General features: G+C 66.9%; 17 protein-coding genes and 3 rRNA genes. 8 read left to right on the top strand and 12 right to left on the bottom strand.

What is annotated here, in order from left to right:
• Position 1: 1 nt before the first annotated feature.
• The 6 genes from BDK92_RS18940 to BDK92_RS38455 form a co-directional block, all read right to left on the bottom strand.
• The gene (locus BDK92_RS18940; RefSeq protein ID WP_121157903.1) at positions 2 to 2,089 is read right to left on the bottom strand and encodes an amylo-alpha-1,6-glucosidase; all 2,088 of its coding nucleotides are present in this window, start codon (positions 2,087 to 2,089) and stop codon (positions 2 to 4) included.
• Positions 2,090 to 2,342: 253 nt separating this feature from the next.
• Positions 2,343 to 2,459, bottom strand: a 5S ribosomal RNA gene (gene rrf / locus BDK92_RS18935).
• A gap of 78 nt (positions 2,460 to 2,537) precedes the next feature.
• Positions 2,538 to 5,647, bottom strand: a 23S ribosomal RNA gene (locus BDK92_RS18930).
• Between the two features lie 372 nt (positions 5,648 to 6,019).
• Positions 6,020 to 7,535: ribosomal RNA gene (locus BDK92_RS18925) — 16S ribosomal RNA — on the bottom strand.
• The 16S, 23S and 5S rRNA genes sit together here, the layout of an rRNA operon.
• A 521-nt stretch (positions 7,536 to 8,056) precedes the next feature.
• Entirely contained in the window at positions 8,057 to 8,314 is a 258-nt protein-coding gene (locus tag BDK92_RS18920; protein WP_121162376.1) for an SCO4848 family membrane protein, read from the bottom strand.
• A 115-nt stretch (positions 8,315 to 8,429) separates the two neighbouring features.
• Positions 8,430 to 8,807: a hypothetical protein gene (locus BDK92_RS38455; RefSeq protein WP_147457046.1), complete on the bottom strand. Its 378-nt coding sequence runs from the start codon at positions 8,805 to 8,807 to the stop codon at positions 8,430 to 8,432.
• Positions 8,808 to 9,184: 377 nt separating this feature from the next.
• Between BDK92_RS38455 and rfbB the strand changes: the two genes are divergently transcribed.
• The 4 genes from rfbB (at position 9,185) to BDK92_RS18900 (ending at position 13,826) form a co-directional block, all read left to right on the top strand.
• Positions 9,185 to 10,177 carry a dTDP-glucose 4,6-dehydratase gene (gene rfbB, locus BDK92_RS18915; RefSeq protein WP_121157902.1) on the top strand — a complete coding sequence of 331 codons (993 nt, stop codon included), beginning with the start codon at positions 9,185 to 9,187 and terminating at the stop codon, positions 10,175 to 10,177.
• Between the two features lie 191 nt (positions 10,178 to 10,368).
• Complete coding sequence (locus BDK92_RS18910; protein ID WP_281278627.1) at positions 10,369 to 10,572, top strand: heavy-metal-associated domain-containing protein; 204 nt, start codon at positions 10,369 to 10,371, stop codon at positions 10,570 to 10,572.
• Positions 10,573 to 10,578: 6 nt separating this feature from the next.
• Positions 10,579 to 11,550 (top strand): hypothetical protein, encoded by a 972-nt coding sequence (locus BDK92_RS18905; RefSeq protein WP_121157900.1) that lies wholly within the window; start codon positions 10,579 to 10,581, stop codon positions 11,548 to 11,550.
• A gap of 11 nt (positions 11,551 to 11,561) precedes the next feature.
• Positions 11,562 to 13,826: a heavy metal translocating P-type ATPase gene (locus BDK92_RS18900; protein ID WP_121157899.1), complete on the top strand. Its 2,265-nt coding sequence runs from the start codon at positions 11,562 to 11,564 to the stop codon at positions 13,824 to 13,826.
• Between the two features lie 38 nt (positions 13,827 to 13,864).
• Here BDK92_RS18900 and BDK92_RS18895 read toward each other — a convergent pair whose 3' ends face one another.
• Positions 13,865 to 15,220 carry an FAD-dependent oxidoreductase gene (locus BDK92_RS18895; protein ID WP_121162375.1) on the bottom strand — a complete coding sequence of 452 codons (1,356 nt, stop codon included), beginning with the start codon at positions 15,218 to 15,220 and terminating at the stop codon, positions 13,865 to 13,867.
• A 7-nt stretch (positions 15,221 to 15,227) separates the two neighbouring features.
• Positions 15,228 to 15,596: a TcmI family type II polyketide cyclase gene (locus BDK92_RS18890; RefSeq protein ID WP_121157898.1), complete on the bottom strand. Its 369-nt coding sequence runs from the start codon at positions 15,594 to 15,596 to the stop codon at positions 15,228 to 15,230.
• A 332-nt stretch (positions 15,597 to 15,928) separates the two neighbouring features.
• On the opposite strand from BDK92_RS18890, the gene BDK92_RS18885 reads away from it, so the two are divergent.
• Complete coding sequence (locus tag BDK92_RS18885; RefSeq protein ID WP_121157897.1) at positions 15,929 to 17,236, top strand: multidrug effflux MFS transporter; 1,308 nt, start codon at positions 15,929 to 15,931, stop codon at positions 17,234 to 17,236.
• A gap of 66 nt (positions 17,237 to 17,302) precedes the next feature.
• Here BDK92_RS18885 and BDK92_RS18880 read toward each other — a convergent pair whose 3' ends face one another.
• The 3 genes from BDK92_RS18880 to BDK92_RS18870 form a co-directional block, all read right to left on the bottom strand.
• Entirely contained in the window at positions 17,303 to 17,917 is a 615-nt protein-coding gene (locus BDK92_RS18880; protein ID WP_121157896.1) for an FMN reductase, read from the bottom strand.
• Positions 17,914 to 19,053, bottom strand: a complete 1,140-nt coding sequence (locus BDK92_RS18875) for an LLM class flavin-dependent oxidoreductase (RefSeq protein WP_121157895.1) — start codon at positions 19,051 to 19,053, stop codon at positions 17,914 to 17,916. The genes BDK92_RS18880 and BDK92_RS18875 overlap by 4 nt, the downstream gene beginning before the upstream one ends.
• A 109-nt stretch (positions 19,054 to 19,162) precedes the next feature.
• Positions 19,163 to 20,080: an EamA family transporter gene (locus tag BDK92_RS18870; RefSeq protein ID WP_246017541.1), complete on the bottom strand. Its 918-nt coding sequence runs from the start codon at positions 20,078 to 20,080 to the stop codon at positions 19,163 to 19,165.
• Between the two features lie 77 nt (positions 20,081 to 20,157).
• Between BDK92_RS18870 and BDK92_RS18865 the strand changes: the two genes are divergently transcribed.
• Positions 20,158 to 21,123 carry a LysR family transcriptional regulator gene (locus BDK92_RS18865; protein ID WP_121157893.1) on the top strand — a complete coding sequence of 322 codons (966 nt, stop codon included), beginning with the start codon at positions 20,158 to 20,160 and terminating at the stop codon, positions 21,121 to 21,123.
• Here BDK92_RS18865 and BDK92_RS18860 read toward each other — a convergent pair.
• Entirely contained in the window at positions 21,086 to 22,009 is a 924-nt protein-coding gene (locus BDK92_RS18860) for a DUF6282 family protein (protein ID WP_121157892.1), read from the bottom strand. The two genes, BDK92_RS18865 and BDK92_RS18860, sit on opposite strands and share 38 nt — an antisense overlap.
• Positions 22,010 to 22,161: 152 nt before the next feature.
• Between BDK92_RS18860 and BDK92_RS18855 the strand changes: the two genes are divergently transcribed.
• Both BDK92_RS18855 and BDK92_RS18850 read left to right on the top strand, forming a co-directional pair.
• Positions 22,162 to 23,250, top strand: a complete 1,089-nt coding sequence (locus tag BDK92_RS18855; RefSeq protein ID WP_246017122.1) for an ABC transporter substrate-binding protein — start codon at positions 22,162 to 22,164, stop codon at positions 23,248 to 23,250.
• Between the two features lie 35 nt (positions 23,251 to 23,285).
• Positions 23,286 to 24,074, top strand: a complete 789-nt coding sequence (locus BDK92_RS18850) for an ABC transporter permease (protein WP_121157891.1) — start codon at positions 23,286 to 23,288, stop codon at positions 24,072 to 24,074.
• Positions 24,075 to 24,336 lie beyond the last annotated feature (262 nt).

The following is a 24,336-nucleotide window of genomic DNA, read 5'->3' as shown; positions in this document are numbered from 1 at the left end:
CTCAGGGCGAGACAACTCCGCCGCGTCGACCGCCCTGCCCGGAACGCCGCCGCTGGCTCTCCACCCGGTCCCGCCCGAACGCGTCGAGCCGACCCCAGCGCCCGGGTACGTCAAGCAGTTCGATCCGTCCCATCCCCTCGGGCAGGGAGGGGTTGACGACAAGATGGTCGTCGTGCGGTTCCAGGCCGAGCAGGACCCGGATCAGCATCATCGGCGTCGCCGCGGACCAGGCGTGCGGGGTCCAGGTGGTGGGGTACTGCACCGGGTACTTGGTCAGCCCACGGTCATAGCCCGCGAAAAGCTGAGGAAGTCGGCCGTCGAAGTACTTGGAGGCTTCGATGATCGCCTCGGCGATCCGGCCGGCTTCGCCGTCGAAGCCGTACCGGCGCAGGCCCAGGGCGATGAACGAGTTGTCGAACGGCCAAATCGCACCGGTGTGGTAGCCGGTCGGGTTGTAGCGTTCCTCGCCCTCGGCCAGGGTGCGCACGCCCCAACCGGAGAAGAGCCGGGGACCGAGCAGGTGCTCCGCCACCCGCGCCGCCCGTGACGGGTCGACGATTCCGCTCCAGAGCAGGTGCCCCATGTTGGAGGAGAGCGCGTCGACCTGCCCGCCGTCGGCGTCGAGGGCGAGCGCGTAGTACTCACCGTCCTCGACCCAGAAGTCCCGGTTGAACCGGGCCTTCAGGTCGGCCGCCTCCGCCTCCAGCCGGTCGGCGTAGATCGGGTCGTGCCAGATCCGCCGGGCCAGGCGGGCGCCGCGCATCTTCGCGTCGTACGCGTAGCCCTGGATCTCGCAGATGGCACGAGGAAACGACGGCAGTCGCCCGTCCCGGTACGAGATCGAGTCGGGGGAGTCCTTCCAGCACTGGTTCTCCAGCCCGCTGGAGAGGTTGCGCCGCTCGTACCAGACGTAACCGTTCCCCAGCAGGTCGCCGTACGTGTCGATCCAGCGCAGCGCCGCCCGCGCCTCGTGCTCCAGCCGGCGTACCAGTTCGACGTTCCCGGTCCAGCGCTCGTACTCGTCGAGCAGGATCACGAACAGGGGTGTGGTGTCCGCCGCCCCGAAGTACGGCGAGTGTGGCTGTTCCTCGAACGCGGCCGACTCCCCGTACCGGAACTCGTGCAGGATCTTGCCCGGCTCCTTTTCCCGGAAGTCGTCGAAGACGCTGGCCTGGGTGGCCGCGAACGTGTTGAGGGTGCCGACCGCGAGTTCGGGTGCGAAGGCCATCGCCTGCAGGCAGGTCAGCATGCTGTCCCGGCCGTAGAAGGTCATGAACCACGGGGTGCCGGCGGCGATCAGGTTGGCCCCGGTGGCGAGGGCGCCGAACTGGAGCGCGGCGAGGTCGATCAGACCCCGACGGTACGCGGTGGCCAGGGTGGCGTTGTCGCAGCCCAGCTGGGGTGCCGCCGCAAGCCAGTCTTCGAGTTCGCGTTGGGTTTCCCGGTTGGCGTCAATCCGGTGCGTGTGCAGCAACGCCCGGAGGTCCTCGCCTTGCTTGCTCCGCAGGTGTACGGAGGCGCGGAGCAGGGTGGTCCACTGCCCGTGCGGCTCGACCCGGATCCGGAAGGTCATCCCACCCACGTCGATATCGGCGGGCGCGCTGGATGACACCACCACTTCGCGTACGTAGTCGTCCCGGGTGTAGCGGAGCCGGAGGTAGCCCTCCTCGACAGCGACGGTCGTCGCGCGTTGGGTCACCGCGACCTGTTTGAGCTCGAATACGTCGACGAAGTCGGCGGCCATGTCGAGCCGTACGACGATCTCGGCTGCCTCGCCGCGATGGTTCAGTACGGTCAGTTCCTCTTCGAGCCCGCCACCGATCTTCCGGTGCCGGATCACCGAGACTTTCGCGTCGACGTAGTGGGTTGGTTCTCCGGGAACGAGGAAGAAGCGTGTCTCGTAGTACTGCAGGTCATCGACGGAGAGAGCGTGCAGGCGTTCGCCGTTGACGGTGAGTCGCCATTCGGAGAGATATCGCAGGTCGAAAGAGAACAGGCCGGTGGGTACGACTGGCGACGGTTCGATGTCGCCTCGACCGTCACTGACCACAAATGTGTTGCCGGCCAGGATGGTCACGAACTCCTTCACTACGCCCCCTTCCCGTGCTCGCCTCCGGCAGCCAGGCTCCCCGCTGTCAGGGCTAGCACGTCACCCGGGCGGGGTGAGGTTCGGTCACTACTGCCACAGGGGGCTACAGCCGACCCAACAGTGTCTGGGGCCGGGGGGCCGTCACGTTCTCGACCTGGTCGGCGCAGGCCCACCCACCACGTCGCCCTTACGCGTTTGGGGGATAAAACAAGTTTGGGCCACCCCGTAAAGGGGTGGCCCAAACTAGAAAGTTGTCCGGCGGCGTCCTACTCTCCCACACCCTCCCGAGTGCAGTACCATCGGCGCTGGAGGGCTTAGCTTCCGGGTTCGGAATGTAACCGGGCGTTTCCCCACCGCTATAACCGCCGTAACACTATCGACTTAACAAACAACCCAACAGGGTCTTGTTCGCTTGTCGGGAATCACACAGTGGACGCGTAGCACCTTAGTAATCAAGTCCTCGGCCTATTAGTACCGGTCAACTCAACCCGTTACCGAGCTTACATCTCCGGCCTATCAACCCAGTAGTCTAGCTGGGGGCCTTACCCCATTTGCATGGGTGGGATACCTCATCTTGAAGCGAGCTTCCCGCTTAGATGCTTTCAGCGGTTATCCCTTCCGAACGTAGCCAACCAGCCGTGCCCCTGGCGGGACAACTGGCACACCAGAGGTTCGTCCGTCCCGGTCCTCTCGTACTAGGGACAGCCCTTCTCAAGTATCCTACGCGCACGGCGGATAGGGACCGAACTGTCTCACGACGTTCTAAACCCAGCTCGCGTACCGCTTTAATGGGCGAACAGCCCAACCCTTGGGACCTGCTACAGCCCCAGGATGCGACGAGCCGACATCGAGGTGCCAAACCATCCCGTCGATATGGACTCTTGGGGAAGATCAGCCTGTTATCCCCGGGGTACCTTTTATCCGTTGAGCGACACCGCTTCCACTCGCAAGTGCCGGATCACTAGTCCCGACTTTCGTCCCTGCTCGACCTGTCAGTCTCACAGTCAAGCTCCCTTGTGTACTTGCACTCAACACCTGATTGCCAACCAGGCTGAGGGAACCTTTGGGCGCCTCCGTTACATTTTAGGAGGCAACCGCCCCAGTTAAACTACCCACCAGACACTGTCCCTGAACCGGATCACGGTCCGAAGTTAGATACCCAAATCAACCAGAGTGGTATTTCAAGATTGCCTCCACCCATACTGGCGTATGGACTTCACCGGCTCCCACCTATCCTACACAAGCTAATTCGAGTACCAATGTCAAGCTATAGTAAAGGTCCCGGGGTCTTTCCGTCCTGCCGCGCGTAACGAGCATCTTTACTCGTAATGCAATTTCGCCGGGCCTGTGGTTGAGACAGTGGGGAAGTCGTTACGCCATTCGTGCAGGTCGGAACTTACCCGACAAGGAATTTCGCTACCTTAGGATGGTTATAGTTACCACCGCCGTTTACTGGCGCTTAAGTTCTCAGCTTCGCCCCCGAAAGAGCTAACCGGTCCCCTTAACGTTCCAGCACCGGGCAGGCGTCAGTCCATATACATCGAATTACTTCTTCGCATGGACCTGTGTTTTTAGTAAACAGTCGCTTCCCCCTGCTCTCTGCGGCCATACAACGCTCCACCCGCAAGGGGCTTCACGTCTCCGGCCCCCCTTCTCCCTAAGTTACGGGGGCAATTTGCCGAGTTCCTTAACCACAGTTCGCCCGATCGCCTCGGTATTCTCTACCTGACCACCTGTGTCGGTTTGGGGTACGGGCCGCTAAGAACTCGCTAGAGGCTTTTCTCGGCAGCATAGGATCACTGACTTCACCTGAATCGGCTCGGCATCACGTCTCAGCCACATGCGTCGCGGATTTGCCTACGACACGGCCTACACGCTTACCCCGGCACAACCACCGGCCGGGCTCAGCTACCTTCCTGCGTCACCCCATCGCTTGACTACTACCCACCAGGTTCCCAGAATCAACCGCATCAACCCGAAGGCATCAACGACATCAAATGGTTAGCACAATGAGGTTCACCACGGACGCTCTTTCGCGGGTACGGGAATATCAACCCGTTGTCCATCGACTACGCCTCTCGGCCTCGCCTTAGGTCCCGACTCACCCAGGGCGGATTAGCCTGGCCCTGGAACCCTTGGTCATCCGGCGGAAGGGTTTCTCACCCTTCTTTCGCTACTCATGCCTGCATTCTCACTCGTGCCGCGTCCACAACTGGATCACTCCGCTGCTTCACCCGCGGCACGACGCTCCCCTACCCATCCACACACCTGCACACACCCCAAAAGGAGCATGCGAAGTCACATGTGAATGCCACAGCTTCGGCGGTGTACTTGAGCCCCGCTACATTGTCGGCGCGGAACCACTTGACCAGTGAGCTATTACGCACTCTTTAAAGGGTGGCTGCTTCTAAGCCAACCTCCTGGTTGTCTATGCGACCCCACATCCTTTTCCACTTAGCACACGCTTAGGGGCCTTAGCTGGTGATCTGGGCTGTTTCCCTCTCGACTACGAAGCTTATCCCCCGCAGTCTCACTGCCGCGCTCTCACTTACCGGCATTCGGAGTTTGGCTGATTTCGGTAAGCTTGTGGGCCCCCTAGACCATCCAGTGCTCTACCTCCGGCAAGAAACACGCGACGCTGCACCTAAATGCATTTCGGGGAGAACCAGCTATCACGGAGTTTGATTGGCCTTTCACCCCTAACCACAGGTCATCCCCCAACTTTTCAACGTTGGTGGGTTCGGCCCTCCACGCGGTCTTACCCACGCTTCAGCCTGCCCATGGCTAGATCACTCCGCTTCGGGTCTAGGACACGCGACTGAACGCCCTATTCAGACTCGCTTTCGCTACGGCTACCCCACACGGGTTAACCTCGCCACATGCCACTAACTCGCAGGCTCATTCTTCAAAAGGCACGCCGTCACCCCTAAAGGCTCCGACGGATTGTAGGCGAACGGTTTCAGGTACTATTTCACTCCCCTCCCGGGGTACTTTTCACCATTCCCTCACGGTACTTGTCCGCTATCGGTCACCAGGAAGTATTTAGGCTTACCAGGTGGTCCTGGCAGATTCACGGCAGATTACAGGGGTCCGCCGCTACTCGGGAACATCCACAGAAGACCAGCCACTTTCACCTACCGGACTCTCACCGTCTACGGTTGGCTTTCCCACACCATTCGGCTAGCAACTGGTTTTATAACTTCTCGACCCAATGTCAGTTGAATCAGCAGAGTCCCACAACCCCAACCACGCAACCCCTGACAGGTATCACACGCAGCCGGTTTAGCCTCAATCCGCTTTCGCTCGCCACTACTCACGGAATCACATTTTGTTTTCTCTTCCTACGGGTACTGAGATGTTTCACTTCCCCGCGTTCCCTCCATACACCCTATGTGTTCAGGTGCAGGTGACAGCACATGACTGCTGCCGGGTTCCCCCATTCGGACACCCTGGGATCACAGCTTGGTTGACAGCTCCCCCAGGCCTATCGCGGCCTCCCACGTCCTTCATCGGCTCCTGGTGCCAAGGCATCCACCGTTCGCCCTTGACAACTTGACCACAAAGATGCTCGCGTCCACTGTGCAATTCTCAACAAACGACCAACCCACAACCCACAACCACCACACCAAACCCCACCACCAGAAAACCTGGCTCCGGAGATCCGTTTGCGATGACAGGCCATGCCTGGCAACCCGAAACAACAAACACACGTGTTTGTTCCTTCAGGACCCAACAGGGTGCTCATCATCCACCACCAGCCGCACCACCAACACACGTTCCCACCACAACCCCAAAGGATCGCAGCTGTACTAGCAGTCGAATGGCCGTTGCCGGCAACAAACTCACCAGTGTCTCCGCCATCGAGCACCCCACCACCACATTCGGATGATGCGGGCTCCTAACCCACTTTCGCGGGCAGGTGCTCCTTAGAAAGGAGGTGATCCAGCCGCACCTTCCGGTACGGCTACCTTGTTACGACTTCGTCCCAATCGCCAGCCCCACCTTCGACGGCTCCCTCCACAAGGGTTGGGCCACCGGCTTCGGGTGTTGCCGACTTTCGTGACGTGACGGGCGGTGTGTACAAGGCCCGGGAACGTATTCACCGCAGCGTTGCTGATCTGCGATTACTAGCGACTCCGACTTCACGGGGTCGAGTTGCAGACCCCGATCCGAACTGAGACCGGCTTTTTGGGATTCGCTCCACCTCACGGTATCGCAGCCCATTGTACCGGCCATTGTAGCATGCGTGAAGCCCTGGACATAAGGGGCATGATGACTTGACGTCATCCCCACCTTCCTCCGAGTTGACCCCGGCAGTCTTCGATGAGTCCCCGCCATAACGCGCTGGCAACATCGAACGAGGGTTGCGCTCGTTGCGGGACTTAACCCAACATCTCACGACACGAGCTGACGACAGCCATGCACCACCTGTGAACGGCCCCGAAGGACCCGACATCTCTGCCGGATTTCCGCCCATGTCAAACCCAGGTAAGGTTCTTCGCGTTGCATCGAATTAATCCGCATGCTCCGCCGCTTGTGCGGGCCCCCGTCAATTCCTTTGAGTTTTAGCCTTGCGGCCGTACTCCCCAGGCGGGGCGCTTAATGCGTTAGCTGCGGCACAGAGAACCGGAGAGGTCCCCCACACCTAGCGCCCAACGTTTACAGCGTGGACTACCAGGGTATCTAATCCTGTTCGCTCCCCACGCTTTCGCTCCTCAGCGTCAGTATCGGCCCAGAGACCCGCCTTCGCCACCGGTGTTCCTCCTGATATCTGCGCATTTCACCGCTACACCAGGAATTCCAGTCTCCCCTACCGAACTCTAGCCTGCCCGTATCGGCTGCAAGCCCGCGGTTGAGCCGCGGGATTTCACAGTCGACGCGACAAGCCGCCTACGAGCTCTTTACGCCCAATAAATCCGGACAACGCTCGCACCCTACGTCTTACCGCGGCTGCTGGCACGTAGTTGGCCGGTGCTTCTTCTGCAGGTACCGTCACTCTCGCTTCGTCCCTGCTGAAAGAGGTTTACAACCCGAAGGCCGTCATCCCTCACGCGGCGTCGCTGCATCAGGCTTCCGCCCATTGTGCAATATTCCCCACTGCTGCCTCCCGTAGGAGTCTGGGCCGTGTCTCAGTCCCAGTGTGGCCGGTCGCCCTCTCAGGCCGGCTACCCGTCGTCGCCTTGGTAGGCCATTACCCCACCAACAAGCTGATAGGCCGCGAGTCCATCCCAAGCCGAAAAAACTTTCCACCCCCAGCCATGCGGCCAGAAGTCATATTCGGTATTAGCCCCCGTTTCCGAGGGTTATCCCAAAGCCTAGGGCAGGTTACTCACGTGTTACTCACCCGTTCGCCGCTCGAGTACCCCGAAGGGCCTTTCCGCTCGACTTGCATGTGTTAAGCACGCCGCCAGCGTTCGTCCTGAGCCAGGATCAAACTCTCCAACAAAAATCTGTGGAAAAAATGTCCCGGCAACAAAAAAGTTGCCAAAGGAATCCAAACCAACAAACCAATCCCGAAAGAAAGGCAAGCCGGCCCGGGTATAAATCATAATTGGCACTGGCTTATCAAGCACCCTGTTGAGTTCTCAAAGAACAACCACACACCAGACCACAAACCCCAACCAAGGGGCCCACAACCCGGGGCTTCTATTCCCACTTCCATTCACACCCGGCGTTCCCGCCCGGCGCTTTTACTACGCTACCCGGTCGTTTCCGCCGAGTCAAACCGGTGTTTCCCGGTTTGTCATCACCACCCGATTCAAACCACAACCGGGCCCTCCCTAACGCACACAGCAACCTACACCATGCCCGATCAAGAGGATTCGCAGGCCGTCCGTATCCCCCGGTGTTTCCCAGTGGATCTTGTCCGGTGCCCCGCTGACTCCGAAAAAGTTACCGGATGACCGGATCAACTCCAAATCGATCAACGCAACTGGGTTTCGAACCGCGTCCCGGACATCGCCACCCTCACTGCCCGCGGTCCGCCCGCCGCACCGACCACCAGGCACGGAGACCGAGCAGACCCACGGCCGTACCGAGTGCCAGCGAGACGACAATCAGCAGCGCGTGAATCCAGAGGAATCCCGTTGGGGAGCCCTGGGCCGCATCTCCATCGGTCCAGGATCGCGGGTCCTGCCAGATCGCCAGAGCGAACCGGGGCCAGATCACCCAGGTCCAGACCCCGACCCCGGACAGGAGCAACGCCCAACCTCGCGAAAGCTTCACGAGCAGGGAGTCTTCCAGGGCGACTCGGTCCCGCACGACCTACGTCGAAGAGGACCGACTGGCGCCGCGCCCACAGCGGGAAAGTGCGAGCAGCGGCGAGGTGGGCACCGACGGGTCAGGCCCGCCGTCGGCGTACGCCCCTGGAGGTTGCCACGATCAGAGCCCCGATCAGGAATAGCAGTGCGCCCGCGGCAAGCAGCCAACTGGGAGAGGTCGAGTCGCCGCCGGTTACCGGCAGATCGCCCGATGCGGTGGGACTGGGGGTGGGCTGCCCCGTCGGAGTGCCGCTGGGCGGGACCGGGAGCACCTCGAAGGTGACTCCCCCGGGCACAGCGGTGGGCACTGGCGCGACGGCTCTGACCAGGATGCCCGGATCAGCGGCCGCAGGACCACCGATGCTGAGGCCCAGGGCCAATGCCGAGCCGGCGACGAGTGCGCTGGCCAGAACCCGGGCGCGGTGCTCCGCGCGCTGACCCTTCCGACGGACGACCATCGTGGTACCCCCTCCGAGAGACCAGCGCCGGTACAGCCGAAGAGCGGACCTGCGCCGCCCACGATTGCGGTGACGAGGAGTTGTCCCCGTACGCCCACTTCCCTGGCGACGATAGCGAGAAATTATCTTGTTTCGGGGCAAACAGTCCGGCCGATCCCACGATGGGTGACGGCGGGGGAGCCAGCTTCGCGAGGCCCGGGCAGGGCCAGCTTCACGACATTCGGGCAGGGCCGGCACCAGTGAGCGCTCTGTCACCGACTCGTCGCGGCGGCGGGCGGTCCATGCCTGCCCCGCCGGATTCCGCCGCTATCCCGACCCGGTCGACCGGGGACTCCGCCCGACTCTGTGTGATTCTCGGCGCTGTTACTATGGCGCCCATGCGCTTACTGGTCACCGGCGGTGCGGGTTTCATCGGTTCGAATTTCGTCCGCCAGGCGCTAGACGCACTCGATTGCCAGGTCGACGTCCTGGACGCCCTCACGTACGCGGGCGACCGGAGCAGCCTCGCCGAGGTGGAACACCGGATCAACTTCGTGCACGGCTCGGTCACCGACGCCGCCATCGTCGACGAGCTGGTGCGGCAGGCCGACACGGTGGTGCATTTCGCGGCGGAGTCGCACAACGACAACTCGGTGGTGGATCCGAGCCCATTCGTGCAGACGAATCTGATCGGGACGTTCAACATCCTCGAGAGCGTGCGGCGGCACGACAAGCGGCTGCACCACATCTCCACCGACGAGGTCTTCGGGGACCTGGAGCTGGACGAGGAGCGCCGGTTCACCGAGGAGAGCGCGTTCGACCCGTCGAGCCCGTACTCCTCCACCAAGGCCGGCTCGGACCTGATGGTGCGCGGCTGGATCCGTTCGTTCGGCGTACGCGCGACGATCTCGCACTGCTCGAACAACTACGGGCCGTTCCACCACATCGAGAAGTTCATCCCCCGGCAGATCACCAACGTGATCGACGGTGTGCGCCCGAAGGTCTACGGCTCCGGACAGAACGTCCGGGACTGGATCCACGTGCACGACCACAACACCGCGGTCAACGCGATCCTTGAGCGCGGACGGATCGGCCAGACGTACCTGATCGGTGCCGAGTGCGAACTCAACAACATCGTGGTGGTCCAGGAGATCCTCCGCCTCATGGGCCGGCCGGACGACTGGTTCGACATGGTGGGCGACCGCCCCGGACACGATCTGCGTTACGCGATCGACTCCAGCAAGCTCCAGGCGGAGCTGGGCTGGAAGCCGCAGTACCTGAACTTCCGCGACGGTCTCGCCCAGACCATCGAGTGGTACCAGCAAAACGAGAGCTGGTGGCGCCCGAAGAAGGAAGCAACCGAGGCGAAGTACCGCGAGATGGGTCGCTGACCCGGACCGCCCACGATTCTTCCGAACGCGCTGCTCACCGTCGTGAGCAGCGCGTTCGTCGTTCAGCTGGTTCGGATCGCCGAGTGGTTCAGCGCGCCCTCTTGATACCCCTGGGGGGTAGGGGTATGGTGACGGGGTCAGTGACCGTGCCGCCCTGGCACGACCGCCCACCCAGGAACCAGGAGCCCGCCGTGGAAACGACCTACCAGGTAACCGGAATGACCTGCGGCCACTGCGTCGCGTCGGTGCAGAACGAGGTCGGCGCCCTGCCCGGCGTACAAGAGGTGAGGGTCGACCTCGCCACCGGCGCCGTGACCGTCAGCAGCGAGCAGCCCCTCGACGAGACGGCTGTCCGTGCCGCCGTCGACGAGGCCGGCTACAACCTGGTCGGCTAACCACCGATGAGAAGCGGATACAAGATCGGTGGCTACCTGGCCGGACTGGCGGTGGTCTTCACCGCAGCACTCGGGGTCGGCCAGGTAGCCGGCGGCCCGGCAACGCCCACCACCAGCACCGACCAGCCCGGTCACGGCCACGGCACCACCGGCTCCGGCCACACCTCCGAGTCGGGAACCCCGCAGTCGGGAGAGAACGGCGCCGGGACCGGCCCCACCCGGGCTGCCGTACCAACACGTCAACCAGGCGGGCTGACAGTCGCCCAGGACGGTTACCGGCTCGTTCCGCTCACCGCCACCCTCGCCACCGGCACGACCAACCCGTTCTCGTTCCGGGTGCTGGGGCCGGACGGCAACCCCGTCACCGCGTACACGCCGACTCACGACAAGAACCTGCACCTGATCGTGGTCCGACGCGACCTCGCCGGGTTCCAGCACGTACATCCGCAGATGGCCGCCGACGGAACCTGGTCGGTGCCGCTCACCATCGCCTCGGCCGGGCCCATGCGCCTGATCGCCGACTTCCAGCCCGCCGCGCGTCCCGACAACCTCACGCTCGGGGTGGACATACCGGCCCCCGGTGACTACCGCCCGGTGCCACTGCCCGCCACGGGCCGGAGCGCGTCGGCCGGAGACGGCTACACGGTCACCCTCGACGGCGACCTCGAACCCGGCACGTCGTCGACCCTCACCCTGACCGTGAGCAGGTACGGCACCCCCGTCACCAACCTGGAGCCCTACCTCGCGGCGTACGGTCACCTGGTGGCCCTACGCGACGGCGACCTGGCCTACCTGCACGTACACCCGAACGGCGGTCCCGGCGACGGACGGACCCCGTCCGGACCGGCCGTCACGTTCGAGGTCGAGGTGCCGAGCGCCGGGGCCTACCGGCTCTACCTGGAGTTCCAACACCTGGGCGCGGTACGCACCGCCGAATTCACCGTGCTCGCCGGTGCCCCCGGCGACAGCCACGGTTAAGGAGATCAGCGATGACCACCGCCGGCCGATCCCTGCCCCGGGCCGCCGCACCGATCGAACTGACCATCGGCGGCATGACCTGCGCCTCCTGCGCCTCCCGCATCGAGAAGAAGCTGAACCGGCTCGACGGGGTGAGCGCGACCGTCAACTACGCCACGGAGAAGGCCAGCGTCACACTGACCGACGACACCGTCACCGTGGCCGACCTGATCGCCACGGTGGAGAAGACCGGCTACACCGCACAGGTCCCACCACCGCCCCGGCCCGCAGGGGAGACCGAGAGCGGCGGGGAGCCGGTCGATGAGCTACGCGGTCTCCGTACCCGATTGTGGGTTTCGCTGGTCCTGACCGTGCCGGTGATCGCACTGGCGATGGCCCCGGCGCTCCAGTTCACCTACTGGCAGTGGCTGTCGCTGACCCTGGCCGCCCCGGTCGTCGTCTACGGCGGCCTGCCCTTCCACCGGGCCGCCGTGGTGAACCTGCGGCACGGGGCGGCGACCATGGACACCCTCGTCTCGCTCGGCACCACCGCCGCCTTCGGCTGGTCGCTCTGGGCGCTCTTCTTCGGCACCGCCGGCACCCCCGGCATGGTCCACCCGTTCAGTTTCGACATCAGCCGCTCCGACGGCAGCGGCAACATCTACCTGGAGGCCGCCGCCGGGGTGACCCTGTTCATCCTCGCCGGCCGCTACTTCGAGGCCAGGTCCAAGCGGCGGGCCGGGGCGGCTCTCCGTGCCCTGCTCGAACTGGGCGCCCGGGACGTCGCGGTGCTGCACGGCAACACCGAGGTACGGATACCGGTCGAACAGCTCGCCGTCGGCGACCGGTTCGTGGTCCGCCCCGGCGAGAAGATCGCCACCGACGGCGTGGTCGAGGACGGTACCTCGGCGGTCGACGCGAGCCTGCTCACCGGCGAGTCCGTGCCGGTCGAGGTGGGGCCCGGCGAACCGGTGGTCGGGGCGACCGTCAACGCCGGCGGCCGGCTGGTGGTACGCGCCACCCGGATCGGCTCCGACACCCAGCTCGCGCAGATGGCGAAGCTGGTGGAACAGGCGCAGACCGGCAAGGCGCAGGTGCAACGGCTCGCCGACCGGATCTCCGGGGTGTTCGTACCGGTGGTCATCGCGCTGGCGGTCGCGACCCTGGGCTACTGGCTCGGCACCGGCGCGGGCGCCACCGCCGCGTTCACCGCCGCCGTCGCCGTACTGATCATCGCCTGTCCCTGCGCGCTGGGCCTGGCGACGCCGACCGCCCTGCTGGTCGGCACCGGCCGGGGCGCGCAGCTCGGCATCCTGATCAAGGGGCCGCAGGTGCTCGAATCGACCCGCACGGTGGACACGGTGGTGCTGGACAAGACCGGCACCGTCACCACCGGTCAGATGACCCTGGTCGACATCGTCGCCGCCGAAGGAGAGGAACCCGACGAGGCGCTGCGCCTGGTCGGCGCGGTCGAGGCCGGTTCGGAACACCCGATCGCGCGGGCCATCGCCGCCAGCGCGGCCGAACAGGTCGGCACGCTGCCCACCGTGGGCGGGTTCGCCGGACTCGGCGGGCTCGGCGTCACCGGCACGGTCGACGGACGGGACCTCGTCGTCGGACGGGAGCGGCTGCTCCGCGACCGGGGGCTGGAACTGCCCGAGTCGCTGGCGGCGGCTCGCGCCGAGGCGGAGGAGGCTGGTCGTACCGCGGTCCTCGCCGGTTGGGACGGCCGGGCACGGGCGGTCTTCGTGGTCGCGGACGTGGTCCGGCCGACGAGCGTCGACGCGGTCGCCGCACTGCGCCGGCTCGGCCTCACTCCGGTGCTGCTCACCGGGGACAACACCGGCGTCGCCCGGTCGGTCGGGGCCGAACTGGGCATCGACGAGGTGATCGCGGAGGTGCTGCCGGCGGAGAAGGTCGACGTCGTCAAGCGGCTACAGGACCAGGGCCGGGTGGTGGCGATGGTCGGCGACGGCGTGAACGACGCCGCCGCACTGGCCCAGGCCGACCTCGGCATCGCCATGGGCACCGGAACCGACGTGGCGATCGAGGCCGCCGACCTGACCCTGGTACGGGACGACCTGATCGCCGCCGCGGACGCGATCCGGCTCTCCCGGCGCACCCTGCGGATCATCAAGAGCAACCTGTTCTGGGCGTTCGGCTACAACGTCGCGGCCATCCCGTTGGCGGCAGCGGGCCTGCTCAACCCGATGATCGCCGGTGCCGCGATGGCGTTCTCCTCGGTCTTCGTGGTCGCCAACAGTCTGCGCCTGCGCGGCTTCCGCCCACTGCGTTGACCTGCGGCCGGCTGACCGACCGCGCCCCGCGCGATCGGTCAGCCGTTGGCCCCCCGACGGGCGTAGATCTCGTCGACGAACCGGCGGCGCAACGGCGGCACCCGACTGGTCAGGCTGAAGTAGCCGCGGGCCGCCATCAGGGCGAACCGGCCGACCACCGGGCGGTAGAGCGGATCGTCGCCGCTGGTGCCGTTGTTCGCCAACGAGTCGGCGACCCGGGCGAAGCCGTACGGCAGCATCTCCGCCTCGTAGTCGGCGACCGCGCGGAGGAGTTCCTTCTCCCCGGCGAGCACGGCGACGAGCTGGCGGCAGAGCAGGGCGGCGTCACGCAGTGCGGTGTTGGCACCGACGCCCCGCCCGGGGGTCATGGTGTGGATGGCGTCACCGATCAGGGTGACGTTGCTCGGCTGCCACGGCTGAATCGGCTCGGAGGTGGCGACCTTGACCGGGATGCAGCTGTTCGGGTCGCTGCGGACGAAGAGCTCGCGCAGGTTCGGGTGCCAGTTGGGGGTCAGGTCCAGTGCGAGCTGGACGAGTGCCTCCCCCCGCATCCGCATCACGTCCGGCGGGAACCGGTGGTGCGCACTCCAGATGATCAGGTTGATGTAGTCACGGGTGTTGTCGTACAGCAGTCCGGGCCAGCGTTCGATCAGCCTCGCCTCACTGCCGCCGATACCCGCTTTCGGTACGCCGTGCTTGTCCCAGTTGAACTCCATCACGTGCAGTACGCCCATCAGTCCACCGGCGCCGAAGATCAGTGAGATCCCGTCCCGTACGTGGTCGGTGAGGAGTCCCCTGGTGTGATCGGTCAGCGGAATCTTGGTGGCGATGTTGATGCTGCCGGCATCCTGGATCCGGGCGTGTGGAAGGTACTGCTTCCGGGTGGCCGAGTGGGTGCCGTCCGCCGCGACCAGCAGGTCGGCCGTGGCCCGCGTACCGTCGGCGAAGTACGCCGTGACCCGGCCGTTCGGGTGCTGCTCGTAGTGCGTGAACGTCTTGTCGAAATGCACCACGTCTTCCATGCCGGTGAGCAGGACCTGGCGCAGGGTCATCCGGGAGACCGCCCGGTCGCTCTCCACCGGGTCGGTCTCGGTCTCCGGCCGCAGGGGAAACGAGGCGGTCTCGCGCATCTTCTCGGTCAGTACGTTGAAGTACCGGGGCGAGCGCGCGCAGGTGGCCATGTACGTCGCGAAGAGGCCCGGCGACAGGCACTCCCGGAGAGCCCGGTTTCCGGTCGGGCCGATGCCCACCCGGTAACCGTGCAGACCGTCGCCACGGGTGCGGTACCGCTCGTAGACCTGGACCGCGATACCCGCCCGTCGCAGTCCGTGTGCCAGGCACATTCCGCCGGTGCCGGCACCAATGATGATCACCTCCGGTGCGCTGGCGGACATCAGCTGCTCACTGCCCACTCCGCTGCACCGGTACGGTCGCGTCCCAGGTGTAGAAGCACCGGGCCATGGCATCGCGCGGTGAACGCCAGGTCGACAGGTACGGCGTGGTGCAGCTCGACAGCCGCTGGTTCAGCTGTACGAACAGCGGGTGCGCGGCGGCGGCCGGCAGTCCCGCCGCACCGGTGCCGTCCAACTCGACCAGGTGCAGGTACAGGTCACCGAGGCAGTAGAGCGACCGGTGCCGTGCGCCGGTGATCGCGGGTAGTTCGGTCTGGTCCGATTCCGCGAAGATCTGCGCGATCCGCTCTTCGGCGCCCGGCCCCACCCCGTTCTCCGGTCCTGGCGCCATCCGGCCGACGATCAGTAGACGGTCCATCGAAGCTCTCCCTCCACAGACACCCTGCCGACCGGTCCGGCTGACGGCCCGACGGCTCACCCTCGATCACCCTGCTGGTCGGCGCGTCAATCCGGCGTCACCGACGCCCGGCCGAACCTCGCTTCCGTTGACGGCGCCATCACGACCGGCCGGGCTCGGGCCGACCGGCGCGGCTCCACGGGTCGATCGACCCCCGTTCCGCGTTGTGAGCCTCGGCACGCTTGGCGGACACGGGAATGTCATCGCGATCGGCGAGTCTTGTTGTGGTTGCTCTCGCCGGGCTGCGGGATCCCGCACCATCGCCCCGCCCTAGACACCCCGGAAGGGGCTACATGACCACGGTCGAACCACGGGTCGACACCGCAGCCGAAGCCGCTGTCGGAACCGCTGCCAGGACCCCGACGACGGACGGCGAACCGGACCGCCGTCAGCAACGGCGGCTGGTGCTGGTCCTCGGATCGCTGATCGCGCTGGGTCCGCTGACCATCGACATGTACCTGCCGGCCCTGCCGACCATCTCGACCGAGTTGCGGACCACCGACGCCGCGGTCCAGCTCACCCTCACCGGGACACTCGCCGGACTCGCCCTCGGGCAGTTGCTGATCGGCCCGGTCTCGGACGCGGTCGGCCGGAAGAAACCGCTGATCGCCGGGATGGCGCTGCACGTACTCGCCTCGCTGCTCTGCGTCGTCGCGCCGAACGTCGCCGTGCTGGGCACGTTGCGCGTACTCCAGGGCCTGGGCGCCGCGGCGGCCTCGGTGATCGCCCTGGCCGTGGTCCGCGACCTGTTCCACGGCTCCGCCGTGGCCCGGCTCTTCTCCCGGCTGATGCTGGTGATGGGGGTCGCTCCGGTGCTGGCTCCGACCCTCGGCGGCGGGCTGCTGCGCTGGACGGACTGGCGCGGCGTCTTCGTCGCACTCATGATCTTCGGGCTGGCGCTCATCGCGGTGACCGTGTTCGGGCTCCAGGAATCGCTCCCGCCGGAGCACCGTCGCCGCGACGGCGTCGCCGGCACCCTGCGGGTCTACGGATCGCTGCTGCGGGACCGGACGTACGTCGGGCTGGCGCTGGTCGCCGGGCTGGCGATGGCCGCCCTGTTCGCGTACGTCTCCGGCTCCTCCTTCGTCTTCCAGGACCAGTACGGCCTGGACGAGCAGGTGTTCGCGGTGATCTTCGGCGCGGGCGCGGTCGGCCTGATCGGGGCGACCCAGTTGAACGTGCGGCTGCTGCGCCGGTACACCCCGTTCCAGATCCTCCGGGGGGCACTGATCAGCGGCACCGTACTCGGGTTCGGTCTGCTCGCGGTCGCGGCGACCGGGTTCGGCGGCCTCGCCGGCGTACTGGTGTTGCTCTGGGCGGTACTCGCCACCGTCGGGCTGGCGATGCCGAACGCGCCGGCCCTGGCCATGGCCCGGCACGGGAAGGCCGCCGGTACGGCCGCGGCGCTGCTCGGCGCGGTGCAGTTCGGGGTCGGCGCGCTCGCCGCTCCGCTGGTCGGCGTGGTCGGCACCGGCAGTACGGCGATGGCGGTCGTGATGGCCGGCGGCATGCTCGCGGCGGTCGTCGCGCTGCTCCTGCTCACCCGGGCGGAGGAGCTCACCGACATCGACTCCGCCGCGCCCGCCGCCCCCACCCACTAACCCGTCGGGTGTAAGGAAGGGCCCCTTATTAACGCTATGCGTTAATAAGGGGCCCTTCCTTACACCTCAGTCGCCGGCGAGGAGTTCGGTGAAGGGGGTGGGGTTGGCGTAGGGGTCGGCGACCTGGGCAGGCTGGCGCTGGTCGATCTGGTACGCCAGTTCGGCGGCAGCCCGGTTGATCCGCTTGGCCAGGCCGTCCTGGGCGGACCCGCCACCCCAGTCCTCGGACGCGGCGAACACCCCGGTGGGGACCACGACCGCGCGCAGGTAGGCGAACATCGGCCGGAGCGCGTGTTCGAGCGCCAGCGAGTGCCGGGCGGTTCCGCCGGTCGCACCGATCAGCACGGGCTTGTCCACCAGAGTCGCGTCGTCGAGCACGTCGAAGAAGAGCTTGAAGAGCCCGCTGTACGACGCGTTGAAGATCGGTGTGACCGCGACCAGGCCGTCGGCGGCGGCGACCTGGTCGAGCGTCTGCCTCAGCGCCGCCGGCGGGAAACCGGCGAGCATGTTGTTCATCAGGTCGTGCGCGTGGTCACGCAACTCGACGGCCTGCACGTCGAGTTGGATGCCACGCTCCTGCGCCTGTTGCTGGGTGGCGGCGGCGAGCCGGTCGGCGAGCAGTCGGGTCGACGACGGCTGGCTCAGGCCGGCGGAGATCACCACCAGTGAACGTTGCCTCATCGTCCGGCTCCGGCCACCGCGTCACCCTCGACCCCGGCCCCGGCCCCGGCCTCGGCCAGCGCGGCGTCCCGCGCGGCCCTGAGGCTGGCGTGGGTCGGCGCGTCCGGTACGTGTGCCGGCCGCAGCGCGGCCAGTTCCCGCCGCAGTACCGGGACGACCTCCTCGCCGAGCAGGTCGAGCTGCTCCAGCACGGTCTTGAGCGGCAGGCCGGCGTGGTCCATCAGGAAGAGCTGCCGCTGGTAGTCACCGACGTGATCGCGGAAGGTCATGGTCCGGTCGATCACCTGCTGCGGGCTGCCCACGGTGAGCGGGGTCTCGGTGCTGAAGTCCTCCAGCGACGGGCCGTGGCCGTAGACCGGCGCGTTGTCGAAGTACGGGCGGAACTCGCGGACCGCGTCCTGGGAGTTCTTCCGCATGAACACCTGCCCGCCCAGACCCACGATGGCCTGGTCGGCCTTGCCGTGGCCGTAGAACTCGAACCGCTTGCGGTAGAGCTCGACCATCCGCTTGGTGTGCTCCATCGGCCAGAAGATGTTGTTGTGGAAGAACCCGTCGCCGTAGTACGCGGCCTGCTCCGCGATCTCCGGGCTCCGGATCGAGCCGTGCCACACGAACGGCGGTACGCCGTCCAGTGGGCGCGGGGTCGAGGTGAACGACTGCAGCGGCGTGCGGTACTTGCCCTTCCAGTCGACGACCTCCTCCCGCCACAGCCGGTACAGCAGCCCGTAGTTCTCGACCGCCAGCGGGATGCCGGCCCGGATGTCCTTGCCGAACCAGGGGTAGACCGGGCCGGTGTTGCCGCGTCCCATCATCAGGTCCACCCGGCCATCCGCGAGATGCTGCAACATCGCGTAGTCCTCGGCGATCTTCACCGGGTCGTTCGTGGTGATCAGCGTCGTGGCGGTCGACAGGATGATCCGGTTCGTCCGGGCCGCGACGTAGCCGAGCATGGTGGTCGGTGACGACGGCACAAAGGGCGGATTGTGGTGCTCGCCCATGGCGACCACGTCCAGCCCCACCTCTTCGGCCTTCAACGCGATCGCCACCATCGCCTTGATCCGCTCAGCCTCGGAAGGTGTGCGTCCCGTGGTGGGATCGGTGGTCACGTCACCAACGGTGAAGATCCCGAACTGCATGTCAGCTGCCCGCCTCGTCTCGACCAGAACTCTTTCAAGTTTGAACTACACCCTAGAACCCGGTGTCGCCCGCCCTTATTCCGGTTCCCCGAGACGAGTCGTCTACCCCTTACACCCCGGTGGTCCGAGCGGGCCCCACCGTCCGGGCCACCGGTCCGGGGACCGGTGGCGGCGCGGTAACCGGTCGGGCCGGACGCAGCACCAACGCCAGGCCCGCGAGGACGACCAGAGCGGCCAACGCCTCCCGTACGCCGACCGGCTCACCCAGGAACAGCCAGGACGCGGCGAGCCCGAAGACCGGCACGACCAGGCTGAACGGCGCGATCCGGGCCACCGAGTAGGTGGCGATGAGCCGGTTCCAGATGCCGAACCCGACCAGCGTGGAGACGTAGGCGACGTACAGCACGGCGAGGATGCCGCGCCAGGAGAGCCCGGTGATCGCGTCGAGCACCGCACCGGGTCCGTCCACCACCGAGGCGAGACCGAGCAGCGGAATCGGCGGCACCAGGCTGGACCAGACCAGCAGCGACAGCGGACGGGTCTCGCCGCTCGCGCGCACCACCACGTTCGCGACCGCCCAGCTCGCCGCCGCGGCGAGGGTGAGCGCGAACCCGACCACGGTGGCGTGGCCGCCGCCGAGCGCGAGCATCGCGATCCCCGCGGAGCCGACGAATACGCCACCCAGCTGCCAACCACCGGGTCGTTCCCGCAGCAGCACCGCCGCGAGCAGCACCGAGACGAGGGCCTGGGCCTGCAGCACCAGCGAGGCGAGTCCGGCCGGCATGCCGGCGTTCATCGCGGTGAAGAGCACCCCGAACTTCAGTACGCCGAGCACCAACCCGTAACCGACGACGTAGCGCAGCCGGGCGGTGGGCCGGGGTACCAGCAGGACGAGTGGCACCGCGGCGACGACGAACCGGAGCGCGGTCAGGACCAGCGGGGGCAGGTCACGCAGGCCGATCTCGATCACGACGAAGTTCACGCCCCAGATGGCGGCGACGAGCAGGGCCTGGAGGCGGTGGGTCATTCTCACCGGTCAACCGTCCCGGACGGAACCGTTAAGGTCTAGTTCAAAGAACTTAAGTGTTGTTGTAGCTTGCCTTCATGGAATTGGACGTCCGCCGGCTTCGGGTCCTGCACGAGGTGGCCCTGCGCGGCGGGGTGACCGCCGCCGCGACCGCCCTGCACGTCACCCCGTCGGCGGTCTCCCAGCAACTCGTACAGCTCTCCCGGGAGGCGGGCTGCGAACTGCTCGAACGCTCCGGACGTGGTGTCGTACTCACCGCCGCCGGCCAGCTCCTCGCCGCACACGCCGAACGCATCCTCGGCGCCGTCGAACACGCGGTCGCCGGGCTCGCCGCGATGCGGCAACAGGTCGACGGGACCGTACGGGTGGCCTCGTTTCCCTCGGCCGCCGGCGCCCTGGTCGCCCCGGCCGCGGCGCGGGCCATGGCGGAACACCCCGACCTGGACGTACGGGTGATCGAGGCGGAGGACCAGCAGAGCCAGCTCGACCTCCGCTCCGCCACCATCGACGTCGCCGTCCTCCAGGAGTACGACCATGTGCCGGCGGCCCGGTTCAACGGACTCGAACGGCACCCGATCACCACCGACCCGATGCACCTGATCACGCCGAGCGGCTGGGGACGGGCCACCCGTCGACTGGCCGACCTGCCCGACGTGCCCTGGGTGGCCAGCGCCGAACACACCCCGTGCGGCCGTTCCACATTGCGCGCCTGTCACCTCGCCGGGTTCGAACCGGACATCCGCCACCGGGCCATCGACTTCGCCCTCACCCTCGACCTCGTCGCCGCCGGCCTGGGTGCCGCGCTCGTACCCGGGTTGGCCCTGCGCAACGTGCCGGCCGGGGTGGACGTACGGCCGCTCGACGAGCCGGTCACCGGCCGGCAGATCTTCGCGGTGACCCGGATCAGGGGTACGGCACCCCTGCGGCCGGCGATCGACGCCCTGCTCCGGGCGTTGACCGCCACACCGCTGCCCACCCCGTCCGACGCGCCCACCCGGCCGCCGGTCAGGCACCCGGCGCGGCGAGATAGCGGGAGTTGGTGACCGCCATGGTCCGTACCTCGTCAGCGCCGAAGCCGGCGGCGAGCAGCCGGTCGGCGAAGAGCGCGATGCCGTCCTCGACCGGTGGGTTGAACGGCTGACCCAGGTCGCTGGAGAGCACCGAGTGTTCCGGCCCCACCGCCCGGATGTTGTCGAACAGCTCCTGCCAGCCCACCTTCCCGGTGTACGCGGTGGTGAAGCAGCGTTCCAGCAGGGCCCCGGACGCGGCGAGTTCCCGCTGCTGTGACACCGGCAGCCGCTGGCTGGTGAACTCCGGGTGGGTGATCACGATCCGGCGTACCCCCTCCTCACCCGCCGCCCGGATCACGGCCAGGATCTCCGTTCCGGAGAGGTGCCCGGTGGCGAGCACGAGATCGTGCGCGGCGACGACCCGCAGCACCTGACGTACCCGGTCCAGGACCCGGCCCCGGTCGTCGAGCACCTCGACCGGTTCGGTGGCGATGCCCCGGGCGCGGAGATCGTCCTGGACCGTGCGCCACATCGGCGGCGTGGCGCCGGGTGGGTCGTGGGCGGCGGAGTCCCGCTGGTTGCGCGCGTCGACGGTGGGCAGCCAGACGATCCGCGCCCCCTGCCGCCCGGCGATCTCGACGGCGGTGGGATTGATGCCGCCCATCGCGCCGTTCAACGTCACCGCGCCCAACACGTCGACCGTCGGCACCACCTTGCGTACCACCGCCGCCCGTTCGGCGGTGGTCACGTAGTGGGACTTCAGCACGAATCCGGCGAGCCCCACTGCGGCGAACCGCCGGGCCAGGTCGAGGTCGTCGATCCGGCGCGGCATCACGTCCGGAGCCACGTGTACGTGGATGTCGTAGGCACCGGTGACCAGCGCGCGGGCACTGGCCGACGGAACGGGATGGTCGGGCATGGCACTCCTTCGGCCGCCGTACGGGCCCCTATTCCATCCCGCCGGACGACGATGAACAACAATGTCCGGGTCGTGACATCGCCCGTATCCGTCCTCTACCATCGCGATCAACACACCCGAAACGGATCGACGGTGACCGAACACTATCTCCCGTGACTCATCCGTCCGCGTCCGTACGCGCGGGCATCCGTACGCGTTCCGGGTCGGCGAACGGGGAGGTACGGATGGTCCGCTGGGCACGTACGTTGACCACGTCCGCGCTGGTGGTGGTCCTGCTCGGGGCCGGCGGCTGCGGGGAGGCTGAGCCGGCGGGCGACAGCGCCGGGCAACCGCCGGAACAGATCACCTACATGACCGCGTTCGGGGCGGTCGGTCGTGACGCCTTCGCCTGGGTGGCCCGGGAAAAGGGCTACTTCACCGAGGCCGGCCTGGAGGTGGAAATCAAGGAGGGTGCCGGAAACGTCACCAACCTGACCGCTCTCAAATCACAACAGGCACAGTTCGCCGCCCTCGACTTCACCGGCGCGGTGATCCAGGCGGGCAAGGGCGAGTTCACCGACTGGCGCGCCGTCGCCGCCGTCCACCAGCAGACCCTGGTCTCGATCATGACCACGAAGGACACCGGGATCACCTCGCCCAAGGACCTGGAGGGCCGGACCATCGCGGCGGCCACCGGCTCGGTCAACCAACTACTCTTCCCCGCGTACGCCCGGCTGGCCGGAATCGATCCGACGCGGGTCACCCTGCAGAACGCCCAGACGACCGCACTGAACGGCCTGATGGCCAGCCGACAGGTTGACGCACTCGGCACCTTCCTGCTCAGCAGGAGCGCGCTGGAGAGCGCGGCGAAGAAGGAAGTGGTCGTGCTTCCGTACAGCGACTACCTCGCCAATCTCTTCGGCAATGCGATCATCACCACCCCGTCCCTGCTGGCCGACGATCCCGAACTGGTCAAACGGTTCACCGGGGCGGTACTCAAGGGGCTCCGCTATTCGGTGGAGCACCCCGAGGAGGCCGCCGCCATCCTCAGCCGGGCGAAGCCCACGTACCCGGTCGCGGCCGGGGTGGGCGAGATCAAGGCGATGACGGCGTCGGTCACCCCGACCGGCGGCGCCGCGATCGGCACGATGGACCGGGAGCGGGTGGCGCAGACGATCGCCGTGCTACAGGAATCCGGGATCATGCCGGCGGGGCTGACCCCCGAGGCCGTGGTCGACTTCGGCATCGTCGGGCAGTCCTGACCGGCGGCCGGCCGGACGCCGAACGGGCAACGGGGATGACCAGGACGCGGCCCGGCCGCTGGTGGGGGCGGGCGGGATCGGGCCTCGGTCTGCCCCTGCTCGGCGCGACGCTCGGCATCGCACTCTGGTGGGGGATCGTCGCGGCGCTCGAGATCGACCCCTTCTTCCTGCCGGCGCCGCCGGACGTGGTCGAGGCGTTCCTCCGCCTCCCCGGTCACCTGCTCGGGGCGACCTGGGTGACCATGCTGGAGGCGGTCGTCGGATTCGGCATCGCCGCGCTCACCGGCCTCACCGTCGCCCTGATCCTGGCCGCCAGCCGGGTGGTGGAACGGATGACGCTGCCCCTGCTGGCGGCGACGAACGCCGTACCGAAGGTCGCGCTCGCCCCGCTGCTGCTGGTCTGGATGGGCTTCGGCAGCGAACCGAAGATCGTCATGGTGGTGCTGGTCTGCTTCTTCCCGATCGTGGTGTCGACCATGGCCGGGCTCACCTCCACCCCGGTCGAACTGCACGAACTGGCCCGGTCCCTCTCCGCCTCACGCTGGCGTACGTTCGTCAAGTTCCGGCTGCCGTGGGCGCTGCCCCAGGTGTTCGTCGGCCTGAAGCTGGCCATCTCGCTCGCGATCATCGGCGCGGTGATCGGCGAGGTGGTCAACCCGGACCGTGGCCTCGGCGCGGTGATCGTCAGCTCGGGCAGCACCGCCGACACACCGCTCGCGTTCGCCGCCCTCGCCCTGCTCGCGATCCTCGGCGCCGCCCTGTTCTACCTGGTGGCGGCGGTCGAACGGCTGCTCGTGCCGTGGTCCCGGGAGGTCACCGGCTGAGCCGCCGGGAACGGGACGGAGGCGAACCGGGCCGGCCCGACCCGTCGGTAATGGTTGCCATCGCCCGTCGACCGCGCTACCTTGAGTCCAGTTCCCACTTGACGCGTCGGTGAAGCAGCCCGACCCGGGGAGCACGATCTTCACTCTCGCACCCGGCTCTCCACGCACCGGTGGTTCCATTTCCATGCCGGGGCCGACGGAACCACTTCCGTCGAGCCGGTGCCCGTTCCGGTGACCGTCACCAGACCACCACCGGTGAGCA

Source organism: Micromonospora pisi (genome assembly GCF_003633685.1).
GTDB classification, from domain to species: Bacteria; Actinomycetota; Actinomycetes; order Mycobacteriales; family Micromonosporaceae; genus Micromonospora_G; species Micromonospora_G pisi.
This window is presented reverse-complemented; position numbering and strand designations above follow the sequence as displayed.